This window comes from Metabacillus litoralis (genome assembly GCF_020524045.1).
In the GTDB taxonomy this organism is placed as follows: Bacteria; Bacillota; Bacilli; order Bacillales; family Bacillaceae; genus Metabacillus; species Metabacillus litoralis_C.
Map to the genome: position 1 here is coordinate 411,541 of NZ_JAIVKL010000005.1, position 15,625 is coordinate 427,165.

The window sequence follows — 15,625 nt, forward strand, 5'->3', positions numbered from 1 at the left end:
TTATTCCCAAAATAAAACCACACTAAACTAAAATTCGTCTTCTGTTAAGAAAATGATGGGGTCTGTTATTAAACTGTAAATCTAATGTAAAATAATGAAAATTAGGTTTCTTTGACTTCTTCATTTTAAAGATTCTTCTAAGCTTGTAGCTCGTAAATTAACTTCAAATCAAATTCGTTGAAAAACTAATATCTAGTTTGAATGTGATCCGTTATTTTTTCATACTGTATTTATGAAATTATGTTTTTGTAAGCCTCTAAATGCAAAGAGTGAGTACATTTGACAATAAATGACCTTAATCTCAATGGTATATAGTTAATATGGCAGTTGATTTTGTAACAACTCTAAAAATATAAGGGAAAAAGCTACTATTTTCGATCAATTTGTAGATAAGTGAAGGACAATGAATGGATATGTAGAATATCTTTTATATAGAATTATGAAAGATTGTTGTAATTAGGGGTGAAATGGGTGAGGCAAGCGATTGAGGATAACGAAGTCGTTACATTAAAGAAACAATTGTCAGTTCTAATACAAGAAAATGACATTCTAAAATCGAAGCTTTTACAACATGAAACAATAATAGAAAATGCTTTGGATGCGGTCGTCATTTTTGATCAAGATTTGAATTTTATAAACGGAAATGCTGCTGCATATCAATTGTTTCAATTAACTAAAACAGAGCTTTTTCAAAGAAGTTTGTATGATTTTCTTTCACTAGTTCCTAAAGACGAAATTAAACAAATATTTAGTGATATAGATGGGGAAGAAACGAAGTCAAAAGAATTAGTTGTTTATTTAGATAATGGACAAGTAAAGTTTTTAGAATTAACTCTTCGAAAAAAAGCGATAGATAAATATGATCTTGCCATAATAAAAGATGTATCCTTCAAGAAAAACCTTGAACGGGAACGGACAATAAATGAACAACTTTTTAAAGATTTATTTCATAGAGCTGTTGATGGAATTGTGATTTTTGATGAAGAAGGAAAGTTCATTGATGCGAATGGTTCTTTTTGCAAAAGTTTTGAAATCAATATAGAGCATTTAAATACCTATATCCTGAGAGATTTTATAGATAATCAGGAACTTGTTAAGCTTGATAAACTTTGGAGTTTGTTAAGAGAAAGTGGAAAAGCTAAAGGTGAGTTACCTGTTGTTTTAAAGAATGGTCAAAAGAAAATATTTGAATTTACGACAACGTCAAATATTTTAAATGGATATTATATGGCAATCATGAGAGATATAACAGAAAAACGGTCGATGGAAATGAAGCTATATAAAAGTGAAGAGCGTTTTAGAGAGATCTTTGAAAATGCAATAGATGCCATTATGATATGGAACAAAAAGGGTGACATATTAAAAGTGAATCAAGCAGCGAGTAGAACCTTTGAATTAAGTGAGGATGACCTTGTTACTCGAAATATATTAGATTTTGTTGATCAATATTCTGAAAGCTTCAAACAAGTGAAAGAGCAATATTTTGAAACTGGTGCTATAAGAGAAGAACTTCTATTTTACATGCCAAATGGTGAGAATAAAGAGCTAGAATTTACCTCAAAAATGAATATTATGGATGGTCATCACTTAACTATATTCCGTAATGTAAGTGAACGTAAAAAGATGGAAAAGGTACTACGAGAAAGTGAACAAAAATTCAGGAAAATCTTTGATGGTGCAATGGAAGGGATTGTTTTATTTAACCATTCTTTTGATGTGATTGAAGCAAATTCAAATGCAAGGAAGATCCTAAATATATCAGCTAAAGAAATCATCTCAGTTAATCTCTGTAGCTTATTTTTTACAGAACTAAAAGAACATGAATTAGCAAATGATCATTCCATCTATTGGGAAGAAAAAACTCAAGAAATTACGTACAGACATGCTAATGGTGAAGAAAAGACATTGGAATTTTCTTTAAAATACAATATCAATGAAAATATGAATTTAGCAGTTTTTCGTGATGTTACAGAAAAAAGAGAATTAGAGGAACAGCTTAGAAAATCAGACACATTAAATGTTGTTGGCGAGCTAGCAGCTGGAATAGCACATGAAATTAGAAATCCAATGACGGCCTTAAAAGGCTTTATCCAACTCTTGGAAGGTAGTGTTCAAGAAGATTTTTCTATGTACTTTAATGTTATTACATCAGAATTGAGTCGAATAGAATCTATTATTACGGAATTTTTAATATTAGCTAGACCTCAAGCGATAAAGTATTTGCAAAAAAATATTTGTACGATTATGAAAGAGACGATAGACTTGTTAAATGCTCAAGCTATTCTTGTTAATGTGCAAATTCAGCTGACAATAGAAGGTGATATTCCATCTATCTATTGTGAACCAAATCAGCTTAAACAAGTATTTATCAATGTATTAAAAAATGCAATTGAAGTGATGCCAAATGGTGGACCAATAGATGTACATATCAAACAGAAAGATGTTGAGCATTTGGTGGTTTCTATTACAGATAGAGGAACTGGAATTTCAGAAGATAAAATTAAAAGGCTAGGACAACCTTTTTACACTACAAAAGAACGAGGTACTGGTCTTGGGTTAATGGTTAGTTATAAAATTATTGAGGAGCATAGAGGTAGTGTTCAAGTTGAAAGTGAAGAAGGGAAAGGGACAACTTTTCATATGACATTACCTATTAATCAAAAATAGAAAATTGTAATACACAACTGAGAAGAGGGCAAGCGATGAACTATTATAGTTATTATCATTCTCCCATAGGTAGACTAACAATCGTGTCTAGTCTTGAAAATATTACTCATTTATTCCTCGATATTGATCAATTCGATGCCTATTGTAGAGATCATAAAGTTAAAGAGTCTAATGACCATCATCCTTTAGTGGAAGCAAAAAAACAATTACATGAATATTTTTACGAAGGTAGAAAAGATTTTACCATATCCTTTGAATTTAAAGGAACTAATTTTCAATGTAAGGTATGGAATGAATTAAAGAATATTCCTTATGGAGAATCATGTAGTTATCAAGATGTGGCAGAAAAAATTGGTCATTCACGTGCTGTAAGAGCCATTGGACAAGCAAATAAAGCAAATAAATTACCAATATTTATTCCATGTCATCGAGTTATTGGTAAAAATAAAAAATTAACTGGTTATGCTGGAAACAAAAATGATATAAAAGCGGAGTTATTAACTTTAGAAAGCATTGTATTTAAAAAGTAATCGGTTGTAATAAAGGCTCTTTTCTGAAGGATTGTTGCTATTTAGCCTAATTTCCTGTTACTAACAAAGTTTTTATCATATATAAGTACTATTCTGAGAAGAATTTTATACAGTGCTGTTTTGTTCATAACACTAAAAGCAACAAAGTTTACGAAACAGCCTATTGAAAAGAAGAATTCATAAAAATTAAAGATTAAATGAAAATAAGATAACATGCCTGATTTCCAAAGTAGTTGATAATTTTTGTTCTAAATGCCTTCTAAACAACAAAAAGAACTTGTCACAATTTTTACCATGCAACATATTATTAGAGTAAGGTAAAAAAGTTGCATAAGGTAAAGAAAGGGGCAAGTTATATGTTTTATCAAAAGCGTCCAACACAAATATATTTTTTTGCTTCATTATTATCAAAACTTCAAATTATTTCTGAAGAAGATAAGAACAGTTTAATTAGTAAAAAACAATAAGATTATGAAAAAGGAGGCTAACTCAAAACTAAAGTTAGCCTCCTTTTTCTTTGGATATAAAAATGTAAATTTTTAAAAACTTTTTAAGATTGGAATAATTTATTAATCTCTGTTTGATAATCACCTGATATAATTCCTTTTTCAGTGATAATACCTGCAATTAAATCACTTGGCGTGACATCAAAAGCAGGATTAAAGACTTTAACTCCTTCAGGAGCAATTCGTAAACCATTAAGTGTAGTAATTTCTTCAGAATGACGTTCTTCAATTGGAATAAGATTTCCGTCTGAGATAGATGGATCAAATGTTGATAATGGTGCTGCAACATAAAAAGGAATATTAAATGCTTTTGCTAAAAGTGCTAAATTAAATGTTCCAATTTTATTTGCGGTATCTCCATTAGCAGCAATTCGATCTGCGCCTACAATGATGGACGAAATATTTTTCGATTTGATCGTATGTGCAGCCATATTATCTGTTATTAACGTTACGTCGACATCAGCTTGCATTAACTCCCACGTTGTTAAGCGTGCACCTTGGAGCACAGGACGAGTTTCACATGCAAACACACTTATTTCGATATTTTTTTCCTTTGCTAGGTAGAAAGGTGCTAACGCAGTCCCATATTTGGCAGTAGCTATGGAACCAGCATTACATATTGTCATCACCTTATCGCCATTTTTAAAAACAGTTAATGCGTGTTCACCTATTAATCTGCACACTTCTTCATCTTCAATTTGTACTTGAATGGCTTCATGAACAATTTTTGTTTTTGCCTCGTTAATTGACTTTACTTCTGCTAGACTATTCGTTAATCGATCCAAAGCCCATACTAAATTAACTGCAGTTGGTCTTGAGCTTGCTAAGTAGTCTCTGTTTTTAGTTACATTACTTAAAAATTGGTCTATTGAATTAGATTGATCTTGAAGAGCTGCTAGTGCAAGGCCAAAAGCTGCAGTAATTCCAATTGCTGGAGCTCCTCTAACCTTTAATGATTGAATGGCTTCCCATACATCTTCGATTGAACGTAATTCTAGATACTCAGTTACCTGAGGGATTTTTTGTTGATCTAATAAAGAAATATGATCTTCTTTCCAGATCACTGATTGTGGAATAGAAAAATTTGTTTTCGTCATGATGATTATAACTCCTTATTTAACAGACTTTACAAAGATGTAAGAGCTGTTTGTTTTGTGTATTCTTTGAAATCTTCTGGCTTCGTTAACGATTTTCTATTTTTGATAAGCTCACTACCTAATCTCAAAGCAAGCTGTTTGGTAGAGATTTTTTTGCTAGTGGGCTCGATTTTGTCTAAATCAGCAACATGTGCTAAACCAATCGTACGTCGAATAATTTCACAGCCAGCAAATCCAACTGCTTCTTCAAATATCTCTGATAAAACATGCTCTACGTATCCATCTGTTTTGCTAAAAATCTCAATTGCATCATTTGTCCAAGCTTTAGTAAACTCTTCTACAAAAACAGTCCACGTTACTTCAATATGATTAAATAGAATATTTTGGTTTTCTGGCTCACGTGAAATAGCATTTAGAAGAAGATTTGCAAACACCTGACCTACATCAAATCCAATAGGTCCAAAGTAGGCAAACTCTGGATCAATTACTTTTGTTTCCTTTTCGTCTGCAAAAATGCTGCCAGTATGTAAATCTCCATGTACTAATGCCTCAGCTTTTGTAAGAAATAATTGTTTTAATTTTGCAACCTCAAGCTTTAAAACTTGGTCGTTCCAAATATGCTCAACGTCTTTCAGTAATTCTTGTTCAAAATCATTTGTATCATGGTTGAAAAACGGATCTGTAAACACAAGATCTTCAGTAATTTTACATAGATCAGGATTAATAAATTGTTTCACTAATTCTTTTTTATAATGTTGATTTAGTCCATAGTCAGATGTATAAAATAATGTTTTTGCTAAAAACTCTCCTATATGCTTTGAAAGAAGTGGTAACTCTTCACCATTAATTAAGGCAGTTCTTGCAATCTGTAGATGTGAAAGATCCTCCATAATTGTGATCGCAAGGGATTCATCAGAATAATAGACTTTAGGTACATATTGTGGAACAAATTCAGCTTGTTTAATTAGTGCATTTGTTTCAATACGAGAGCGATCCAGTGTTAACGGCCAACTTTCACCGACCACTTTTGCATATGGAAGTGCTTGTTTGATAATCAAACTTTCACTTGTCTCTGTATTTGTTACCTTAAAAACTAAATTTAAATTTCCATCTCCAATTTCATAGCATGTTAACTGACTATTTTTATCAAATAGCTCTAAACGCTTCGCTAAAGTAATCGCGTCACTTTCAGTTAATGGTTTATAGTTAGAAGATTTTTTATTTGCACACATAAGATAAACCCCTCCAATAAATTATTATTTTAAAGGCTTTTCTTAGTAATAGGTTCTGTTAAATTTTTATTAAGCTCCTGCTTGGTCTCCTGTTAACAAGCTTCCATAAAGAAGAGACATATAGATTCAGGTTCACTAAACAAAAAGCTAATCATTGATTGCAACAAAGCCCAAGAAATAAGAAAAGCCTCTTTCGACAATGAAAGAGGCTTGAAGTCATAGCTTCGCACCTCTCATCTGTCAGAAAGTTTCGTCTTTCTGATGGAATTAGCACCGTGCCCTATTGGGAAATCCAATTAGACCCATTTTAGAGGATCTTGCGGTCGGTTGCTGCGGCGTCATCGGGCCAATTCCCTCTGCCAACTCTTGATAAGAGATTAGTATATTATGTTGAGTTTTTTATAATCTGAACATTTCTAAATTTTAAAAATAATAATGTCTGATTAGGATAATACCAATATTCAAAAGCTTTTGTCAATAGTTATGAGGAAATATTTTAATAGTATTCTGGTAAGCGATCATCAAAAATTGGAATTTGACTTCGAACTTGTTTTACCTTTTCAACATCAATTTCTGCTGAAATCACGCCAGCTTTCTCATCAGCTTCAGCTAAAACAGTTCCCCATGGATCAATGATCATGGAATGACCAGCAAATTCATTTTTTGGATCAGAGCCAGCTCTATTACAAGCAATAACATAACATTGGTTTTCAATAGCTCTACTTAAAAGAAGAGCTTTCCAGTGATTAAGTCTTGGAAGAGGCCATTCTGCAACAACAAACAGAATTTCAGCACCCTCCGTTGTATGGACTCTAATCCATTCAGGAAAACGAATATCGTAGCAAATAAAACCGGCACTTTTCATGCCATCTAGTTCAAAAAGACCTTTTTCTGAGCCAGCCTTTAGGTAATGGTGTTCATCCATTAATTTAAATAAGTGTAGTTTACTATAATCGTGTACAAAATCTCCTTGGTTGTTTATAACAAACATTGTATTGCTTACACCATTTTCCTGTTTGTTTGCAACAGATCCACCGACAATATGCACATTGTACTTTTTGGCAAGCTGACTAAGAAATTCAATTGTTTTTTCTCCGTTCACATCAGCAATTTCATCTAATCTTGTTAAATCATAGCCAGTTGTCCAAAGCTCTGGTAATACGATGATCGTAGATTTTTCAGTTTTTATGGCAGAGGTAACTTTTTCTTCTACTTGTTTGTAATTGAAAGTAGGATCACCATATTTTATATCAAGTTGAATGCAAGTAATAATAGGTTTCATTTAGTTTCACACCTTTATATTGAAATTTTTACTTTACAAGTTGATACTAACAATATATGATTTGTGACTAGAATTTCAAGAATTTTTTGAGAAGGTGTAGAAAATGAAAATATTTGAACAATCACATTTGCTTAATAACTTACCAAAGCAATTTTTTGCAAGTCTTGTTGGCAAAGTTAATACAATTGTTGAGCAAGGTCATGATGTTATAAATTTAGGGCAAGGAAATCCTGACCAACCAACACCAGAACATATTGTAAAAGCAATGCAAGAGGCTGTAGCAAATCCGACGTTTCACAAATATTCACCATTTCGTGGTCAAGCATTTTTAAAAGAGGCAGTTGCGACGTTTTACAAACGTGAATATGGAGTTGAAATTGATCCAACTAAAGAGGTTTGTATTCTTTTCGGTGGAAAAGCCGGTCTTGTTGAGGTGCCACAGTGTCTGTTAAACCCCGGAGATCTTGTCCTTGTACCAGATCCAGGATATCCTGATTATTGGTCAGGAGTAGAGTTGGCCCGTGCTAAAATGGAAAAAATGCCTTTGTTAAGTGAAAATGCTTTTTTACCAGATTATAAAAACATACCAAACGAAACTAAACAACAGGCAAAAATGATGCTCCTTAATTATCCCAATAATCCAACAGGAGCTACAGCTACTAAGGAATTTTTTGAAGAAACAGTGACTTTTACCAAAGAAAATGATATTTGTGTTGTTCATGATTTTGCATATGGTGCAATCGGTTTTGACGGAAAACGTCCAATTAGCTTCTTACAAACAAAAGGAGCAAAAGAAAATGGAATTGAAATTTATACATTTTCTAAATCCTACAATATGGCTGGATGGAGAATTGGCTTTGCTGTAGGTAACCCTTCAGTTATTGAGTCGTTAAACTTATTACAAGATCATATGTATGTGAGTGTGTTTAGTGCTATTCAAGAAGCTGCAGCACATGCTCTCTTAAGTCCTCAAACTTGTGTTAATGAACTTAATGCTCTATATGAAACTCGAAGAAACGTGTTAATACATGCTTTCAAGGAAATCGGCTGGGATGTTACAGCACCTTCAGGATCATTTTTTGCATGGCTTCCTGTACCACCTCAATTTACATCTTCAGAAGCTTTTTCTGATTACCTTCTAGAAGAGGCTCACGTTGTTGTTGCACCAGGAGTTGGTTTTGGTGAATATGGAGAAGGGTATGTTAGGGTAGGTCTATTAACGTCTGAAGAAAGATTAAAAGAAGCTGCAAACAGAATCAAAGCTTTGAACTTGTTTTAAACCTAAGTTTTGTTATTCTAGCTGAACAAGGTGCTTGTGCATTTCTTATTGACAGGTTGAAAGTGATCTGTCATAATCCATATTAATTTCAATGACTTAAACCAAAATATGAACGTTTCGTTCTTATCAAGAGCAGGTGGAGGGACTAGCCCTTTGAAGCCCGGCAACCGACTTTTTATAAAAAGCACGGTGCTAATTCTTGCAGCATAAAGCTGATAGATAAGGAGATATGCTAGTTATATTTTATAACAGCTTCTTCGATCTATGAGTATCGAAGAGGCTTTTTGACGTTTTAATGTATTTTTAGTTACTAAAGAAGATTCGTCTGAGATCTTTTTTATAAGTCATTTTAGTAAGCTTTGGTTCTATATTAAATAAAAAAATCTCTCTTAATCATCTGCATGAATGGGATAAAAATGATAAGATGATAAAATAAGTTGAAGTATTCAGATTAATGAGTTATAGAAAGTAGGGTTTTGTGTGAGTGAAGTGATTGCTACATATCTTGTTCATGATGCGAAAGGAGATCTTCAAAAAAAAGCTGAAGGAATCGCATTGGGTTTAACAGTTGGTTCGTGGACTGATCTTCCGCTACTTGAGCAAGAACAATTAAAAGCTCATAAAGGAAGAGTGTTAGAAGTCAACAAACTAGAAGACTGTGAAAAAACAAATTTATTCTTAGGTAAAAAAGTGACTAAAGGTGAGATAAAAATTGCTTATCCTAGCTTGAACTATAGTCATGATCTTCCAGCTATTTTAACAACAGTCTTTGGAAAATTATCACTCGATGGTGAAGTGAAGCTTGTTGATATGGAATTTTCAGATGCATTGAAAGAGGCTTTTCCTGGGCCATCATTTGGTGTAACTGGAATTCGCGAAAAATTAGGTGTGTATGATCGACCTTTATTAATGAGTATTTTTAAGGGTGTTATTGGAAGAGATCTCGAGTATCTTAAAGAGCAGTTAAAACAGCAGATATTAGGTGGAGTTGATTTGGTAAAAGATGATGAAATCCTCTTTGATAATCCGTTAACACCATTTGAAGACCGTATCACTGCAGGAAAAGAGATTATTAAACAAGTTTATAATGAGACCGGCCATAAAGCTCTGTATGCAGTGAATTTATCAGGGAAAACTTATGACTTAAAAGATAAAGCAAAAAGAGCATCCGAATTAGGTGCAGATGTCCTGTTATTTAATGTGTTTGCATATGGTTTAGATGTTTTGCAAAGTTTAGCTGAAGATGCTGATGTTACTGTACCAATCATGGCACACCCTGCTGTTAGTGGTGCATTAACTTCCTCTAGCTTATACGGCTTTTCTAGTTCCTTATTGCTGGGAAAATTGTTAAGAACTGCAGGAGCAGATTTCACCTTATTTCCATCTCCATATGGAAGTGTTGCATTAAATAGAGAAGATGCATTGGGGATTGCTGAAAACTGTTTAGTTAAAAATCAATTCAAGCAATCTTTCCCAGTTCCATCTGCAGGGATACATCCAGGATTAGTTCCTCTTCTGATGAATGACTTTGGAATTGATTCAGTGATAAATGCAGGTGGGGGAGTTCATGGTCATCCAAATGGTGCCATAGGTGGTGGACAAGCCTTCCGTGCAGCTATTGATGGGACATTATCAGGTATTAGTTTAAAGCAAGCAGCTGAAAGTAGTAATGACTTAAAAATTGCAATCGATCTTTGGGGCAGTACAGAGGTGAATAAATGAAAAATAAAGTGATTATTTGTGATTTTGATGGAACGATCACAGAAACAGATAACATAATAGCGATTATGAAAAAATTTGCTCCTCCAGAATGGGATTCATTAAAGAATGGAGTGCTTTCACAGGAAATTTCCATTCGTGAAGGTGTGGGCAAGATGTTTCAGCTTTTACCTTCTTTTAAAAAAAATGACATCATTGATTACATTTTAGAGCATGCAGAAATAAGAACTGGTTTTAAGGATTTCGTTCAATATACAAAAGATAAAAATATTCCTCTTTTTATCGTAAGTGGTGGAATAGATTTTTTTGTTTATCCACTTCTTAAAGATCTCATTGATGAAGATAAAATCTATTGCAACAGAGCTAACTTCACAAATGAACAAATTGAAATTGAGTGGCCTTATAGCTGTGATGATCATTGCGATAATGAATGTGGTTGCTGTAAACCATCTTTGATTAGAAAGTTGACTGATAAAGAACAAAGTAAAATTGTTATTGGGGATTCTATTACTGATTTACAAGCAGCGAAACTTGGTGATTTTGTCATTGCAAGAGATCTTTTATTAGAGAAAAGTAAAGAATTAAATCTACCCCATAAGCCGTTTACAACCTTTTATGATGTTATAGATATCCTAGAACAGCTTGAGGAGGTTGAGGTATGAGCATTTTGCAAAAAAGATGGGAAGAGCTAGCAGATATTAAACGTGTGTTAGCAAAACGAGACTGGTTTCCAGGAACTAGTGGAAATCTTGCTATCAAAGTAGAGCAAGATCCATTAAATTTCTTAGTTACAGCAAGTGGGAAAGATAAAACAAAGGAAACGAATGAAGATTTTTTACTTGTTGATGCTAAAGGGGATCCGGTAGAACAAACTCATTTAAAGCCTTCTGCTGAAACACTTTTGCATGTTGAGGTATTTAGTAAAACAAATGCTGGGTGCAGTCTTCATGTACATACGGTTGATAATAATGTGATTTCTGAGTTATACGGAGATTCCGGTAGTATCACATTTAAGGGACAAGAGATTATTAAGGCCTATGGTTTATGGGAAGAGGATGCTGAGTATTCTATTCCGATCATTTACAATCATGCTGATATCCCAACATTAGCAACCGAATTTTCGAAGTTTGTTGAAAAAGATGCTGGTGCTGTTTTAATAAGAAATCACGGTATCACTGTATGGGGAAGAAATGCTCTGGAAGCGAAGAAGTATCTTGAAGCAAGTGAATTTTTATTTTCTTATCATTTAAAATTATTATCACTGAAAGCTTTGACACTTTCTTAAAAAGATAATGACTTTACAGTTAGCTACTTTCTGTTTAAGTTAATATTTAAGGAACAGAGTTTACGAAAACAGCCATATTAAAAATCACCAGTTCAAATGCATAATAGACAAAAATTAGGAGGAGAAAAAATGGCAGTTATTAAAGTGAGAAACACAAAAGAAGTAATTGAAGGGTATGAAAGCGTATTAAGCTTTTTAGAAAAACAAGGTGTTTTATATGAACATTGGGATATGAGTAAACTTCCAGCACATTTAAAAGAAAAATTTGTACTAAATGATGAAGAAAAAGAAGAAATCTTATCTTCGTATAAAGAAGAGATTGAAGAACTAGCTGAAAGAAGAGGCTATAAAACGTGGGACATTGTAGCTTTATCTGATGCTACACCTAACTTAGAAGAACTTTTGAAAAAATTTGAAAATGTCCACACTCATACCGAAGATGAAGTTCGTGCAATTACGGCTGGTCATGGCATATTTATCATTAAAGGTGAGGAAGAAGTAGGTTATTTCGATGTGGAGTTAGAAGCTGGTGATGTGATTTCCGTACCAGAAGGTAATCCGCATTTCTTCACACTGATGGAAGATCGTCAAGTTGTTGCTGTGAGATTGTTCATTGAAACAGAAGGTTGGGTAGCACATCCTTACCAAGACAAAATTAGTAAATAACACGATAATAAAAGAGGTTGGGACATAAGTAGTTAAGCTAAAGATAAACCCGAATTATTAGGAGATATGTCAATTAAACATTCGCCTAATAGTTCGGGTTTTTATTTGCCGTCTTCAATAGTTTTTTGATTTTATATACTATTTCTAAGAACTAGTGGAATGGAGCGGAAGACACTAGGGCACCTACTTAGAATTGAGGAAAGGCTGAGACCCGCAGACGGTTTGCGTCTAGGAGGCTCAGCTTCCTCCCCGTGGAACGCGAGTGTCTGCAGCGCAATGAAACGAACTTGTTACTTTCAGCTTAACTGAATTTAGTTTTATTCGTCTTTTTCTGTTACTTATCTTTTAAAGTATTCAAGAGCTCCTGTTTTCTATTAGTTAATGTAAGAAACTCATTGTCTAGCTGTTTATAGATTTGAGAATCTTTTGATACTAAGCTTAGTTCACTAATGATTGCAGATAAGTTTGTAGTGATTCTTAACAATTCTTCCTTAATTAATCTGTTAGTGTGATACTTTTGATTTTGTTTTTCTTGGAAGTCTTTTAAATTTGTTTCAATGCGTTTTACTTTTTTATTCGCTATAACAAGTAACTTATTACAAACTTTATTTAAGAAATAAAAATCATGAGATACAATGAGTAAGGTTCCTGAGAATTCTATTAATGTTTCTTCAAGTTGCTCACGACTTGACAAGTCAAGGTGGTTTGTAGGCTCATCTAGTATTAAAAGATCATACTCATCTAACAGTATTTTTGTAAGTTTTATCCTTGTTACTTCTCCTAAACTTAGAGTTTCGATTTTTTGAGCTAATTTCTCTCCTTTCATTCCCATTTTCGCTAAAGTGCTTCGTGCTTGAGTGATTTTGGCTTGTTCACTGAACGCTAAAGCTTCAATTGCTGTTTGATTGAGTGGTAAGTTAGTTACGTCTTGATTTAAATAGGCAATCCTTAACGAATCGTTAATTGACATGCTACCAGATGTTAGGGATTCTTGGTTCAACAAGATTTTTAGTAATGTTGTTTTACCAGATCCATTTGGACCAACTAATCCAATTCGCTCTCCATGGTTAAAGTAAAAAGAGCTTTCAGTAAATATATCTTTAGTAGGAAATGTTTTTGTTATATTTCGTGCTTCTGCTATTCTTTTCCCGCGTTTTTTATTAGCTTGAAATTGAAAATGTACAAGATCCTCATTCATTGGTTTTTCTACTTTGTTACGCTCAAGTTCCCGTTCTAATCGCTTATATTTTGATTTTACTGCTCGATCAAGCTTCTTCGCCTTCACACCATGAAATTCTTTAAAGCCTTCTTGATCCCTCATTGTACGATGTGCTTTATCAGACCATTTTTGTAGTTGGTTCATTTGTCCTTCAATTTTTTCTTTATATTTTTGTTGAACTTCATATTGTTGGACTTTTTCATCATACTGTTTTTTCTTTTGGGATTGAAATTCAGTATAGCTTCCGTTATAGATAGTCAGTTTACAACGATCGATATCAAAAATTTTATTGACAGTTTCATCCAAAAAATATCTGTCATGGGAAATAATGATAACTGATCCCTTATACTTTTTTAATTGATCAATTAACCATGTAACACCTTGGTAATCTAAATGATTTGTGGGTTCGTCTAATATAATAAGATCAGGATGGGTTGACCAAATTTTTGCTAATGCAATTTTTAACTTTTCTCCTTCACTTACCGAATTAAATCTTTTATTTTCCCACATGTTAATTTTTTCTAAACCTAATTCCCGCGAGTTTTGGAGAAAATCAGAAGAAAAATGGTTACCATTTTTCATTTTATAGTCAATGGTTTGGGAAAGATAACTTATTGTGATCTTATCTACTGTGTTAAGTGAGCCTTCATCAGGTTGTATTTTTCTATTTAGAATTTGAGCCAATGTAGTTTTTCCACATCCATTTGCCCCAACAAGTCCAATCCGATCGTACTTGTTTATATGAAATGAGATCTTATTTAATACTTGTTGATCACCAAATTGTTTGCTAATAGATGTTGCTTCTAATAAAAACATAAAAAAACCTCCCTATTCTAGAGAGATTAAAATAGCCAACTATCATATAATCATACAGAAAAATACAGTACCTCTATAAATGCTTAATGAGGACTATACATGTACTTATGTATGATGAAGCTAGGCAGACTAATCCAATTTCTCTAGTTTTTTTAATTATTCCATGTACGAATAAATAACCGGAAAAATAAGATTAGAACTTCATTGCTTCAACATACATCCTTTCATTTTCTTTAGTGAATCTAATCCTAAATCAAGAAAAAAAATTTTGGGGAAAAGACCACATTAAGAAACGAAAATATACTCTTTCAACTATGGTGTGCAAAAAACCATATTGTGGTAAGAGTTGCATATATTGATTATAGACAACATAGAAAAAGAAATCAATTGATAAAAGTAGTTCTTTAGTTAAATAATAAAAATGTTCGAAAGATATAATGATTATGGTAATATAATATTGTGAGAAAACTTCAAATTTTCTTTACTTATTGATCTTTCCTATGATAAATTTTTAGCAATACTAAACAAAGGGGGCTATTAAATGAAAGTTCGTTATCACTATGTACCAAAGGAATCTGTGAAATATTGTGATATTAACAGTACAGTGAAGGAAGCTTATGATTATTTAAAAGAAACTGGATATCGAAGTATACCAGTCCTTAAAGAAGGAAAAACGTTTGCTGGCTTTATTTATAAGGCTCATATACTAGAACATTATGTAGAAAATCAAGGAAAAGAAACTGATGCATTAGAGTCATTAGTTAAAAATCAAGATGCATACATATTTGAAGAAGATTCTTTTTTTAAGACATTTCTTACGATTCGTCGACTTCCGTTTTTAGCTGTTCTAAATGAAGATAAAGAATTTTCGGGTATTATAACTCACTCGAATATAATGGATGTTTTAGAAGATTCATTTGGTATGAAGACTGGAGGATATTTGTTAACGGTTGGTACGAAAGAACATAAAGGTGCAATAAAAGATTTAGTAACCGCTGTTAAGGATCTAAATATTGAAGGTTTATTAACACTCGATAATGGTGATAAATATATACGTCGAATAATCTTGAATTTATCAAGTGATGTATCTGAAGATAAATTATCTAAAGTAATTAAAAAGCTTGAAGACAAAGACTTTAGAGTTACCTCTGTTGATCGAATCGAAAAGCAATAGATGTGATTTTAAGTTAAGTAATGCTCTGAAAATAGGACGAATAAAATAGAAGGTAAGGTACTATATTGCCTTCTATTTTTATTTGTCCTACTTCTTAGGAAGAAAGTAAATGATTTCACACAAAGAAAAATAGTTCTAGTAAAACGTCAATTA

Annotated in this window: 12 protein-coding genes and 2 riboswitches; of the genes, 8 read left to right on the top strand and 4 right to left on the bottom strand. The window is 32.7% G+C overall.

Annotated features, from left to right (window positions below):
* Window positions 1-471 precede the first annotated feature (471 nt).
* On the top strand, window positions 472-2,667 hold the full coding sequence (locus LC076_RS10480) for a PAS domain S-box protein (RefSeq protein ID WP_226668437.1): 2,196 nt from the start codon (window positions 472-474) through the stop codon (window positions 2,665-2,667).
* Between the two features lie 35 nt (window positions 2,668-2,702).
* Entirely contained in the window at window positions 2,703-3,197 is a 495-nt protein-coding gene (locus tag LC076_RS10485) for a methylated-DNA--[protein]-cysteine S-methyltransferase (RefSeq protein ID WP_226668440.1), read from the top strand.
* Window positions 3,198-3,747: 550 nt separating this feature from the next.
* Here the strand turns inward: LC076_RS10485 and mtnA are convergent.
* The 3 genes from mtnA to LC076_RS10500 all read right to left on the bottom strand — a co-directional run bounded on the left by mtnA (window position 3,748) and on the right by LC076_RS10500 (window position 7,314).
* Window positions 3,748-4,800, bottom strand: a complete 1,053-nt coding sequence (gene mtnA, locus LC076_RS10490) for an S-methyl-5-thioribose-1-phosphate isomerase (protein ID WP_226668443.1) — start codon at window positions 4,798-4,800, stop codon at window positions 3,748-3,750.
* 29 nt (window positions 4,801-4,829) lie between these two features.
* On the bottom strand, window positions 4,830-6,032 hold the full coding sequence (mtnK, locus tag LC076_RS10495; protein ID WP_226668445.1) for an S-methyl-5-thioribose kinase: 1,203 nt from the start codon (window positions 6,030-6,032) through the stop codon (window positions 4,830-4,832).
* A gap of 230 nt (window positions 6,033-6,262) precedes the next feature.
* Window positions 6,263-6,408: riboswitch (SAM riboswitch) on the bottom strand.
* 120 nt (window positions 6,409-6,528) lie between these two features.
* Window positions 6,529-7,314: a carbon-nitrogen family hydrolase gene (locus tag LC076_RS10500; RefSeq protein WP_226668448.1), complete on the bottom strand. Its 786-nt coding sequence runs from the start codon at window positions 7,312-7,314 to the stop codon at window positions 6,529-6,531.
* Between the two features lie 103 nt (window positions 7,315-7,417).
* Between LC076_RS10500 and LC076_RS10505 the strand changes: the two genes are divergently transcribed.
* From LC076_RS10505 to LC076_RS10525, 5 genes are all read left to right on the top strand, one after another.
* Window positions 7,418-8,593 carry a pyridoxal phosphate-dependent aminotransferase gene (locus LC076_RS10505; RefSeq protein ID WP_226668450.1) on the top strand — a complete coding sequence of 392 codons (1,176 nt, stop codon included), beginning with the start codon at window positions 7,418-7,420 and terminating at the stop codon, window positions 8,591-8,593.
* 120 nt (window positions 8,594-8,713) lie between these two features.
* Window positions 8,714-8,819: riboswitch (SAM riboswitch) on the top strand.
* Window positions 8,820-9,073: 254 nt separating this feature from the next.
* Window positions 9,074-10,315, top strand: a complete 1,242-nt coding sequence (gene mtnW / locus LC076_RS10510; RefSeq protein ID WP_226668453.1) for a 2,3-diketo-5-methylthiopentyl-1-phosphate enolase — start codon at window positions 9,074-9,076, stop codon at window positions 10,313-10,315.
* Window positions 10,312-10,974 (top strand): 2-hydroxy-3-keto-5-methylthiopentenyl-1-phosphate phosphatase, encoded by a 663-nt coding sequence (locus LC076_RS10515; protein WP_226668454.1) that lies wholly within the window; start codon window positions 10,312-10,314, stop codon window positions 10,972-10,974. Before mtnW ends, LC076_RS10515 begins: the two co-directional genes overlap by 4 nt.
* Window positions 10,971-11,597 carry a methylthioribulose 1-phosphate dehydratase gene (locus LC076_RS10520; protein ID WP_226668456.1) on the top strand — a complete coding sequence of 209 codons (627 nt, stop codon included), beginning with the start codon at window positions 10,971-10,973 and terminating at the stop codon, window positions 11,595-11,597. The genes LC076_RS10515 and LC076_RS10520 overlap by 4 nt, the downstream gene beginning before the upstream one ends.
* Window positions 11,598-11,726: 129 nt before the next feature.
* Window positions 11,727-12,263 (top strand): 1,2-dihydroxy-3-keto-5-methylthiopentene dioxygenase, encoded by a 537-nt coding sequence (locus LC076_RS10525; RefSeq protein WP_226668458.1) that lies wholly within the window; start codon window positions 11,727-11,729, stop codon window positions 12,261-12,263.
* A gap of 334 nt (window positions 12,264-12,597) precedes the next feature.
* Here the strand turns inward: LC076_RS10525 and abc-f are convergent, their stop codons facing one another.
* Window positions 12,598-14,298, bottom strand: coding sequence for a ribosomal protection-like ABC-F family protein (abc-f, locus tag LC076_RS10530; protein WP_226668460.1), 1,701 nt, complete (start codon window positions 14,296-14,298; stop codon window positions 12,598-12,600).
* A gap of 541 nt (window positions 14,299-14,839) precedes the next feature.
* On the opposite strand from abc-f, the gene cbpA reads away from it, so the two are divergent.
* On the top strand, window positions 14,840-15,472 hold the full coding sequence (gene cbpA, locus LC076_RS10535; protein ID WP_226668462.1) for a cyclic di-AMP binding protein CbpA: 633 nt from the start codon (window positions 14,840-14,842) through the stop codon (window positions 15,470-15,472).
* The last annotated feature ends 153 nt before the right edge of the window (window positions 15,473-15,625 follow it).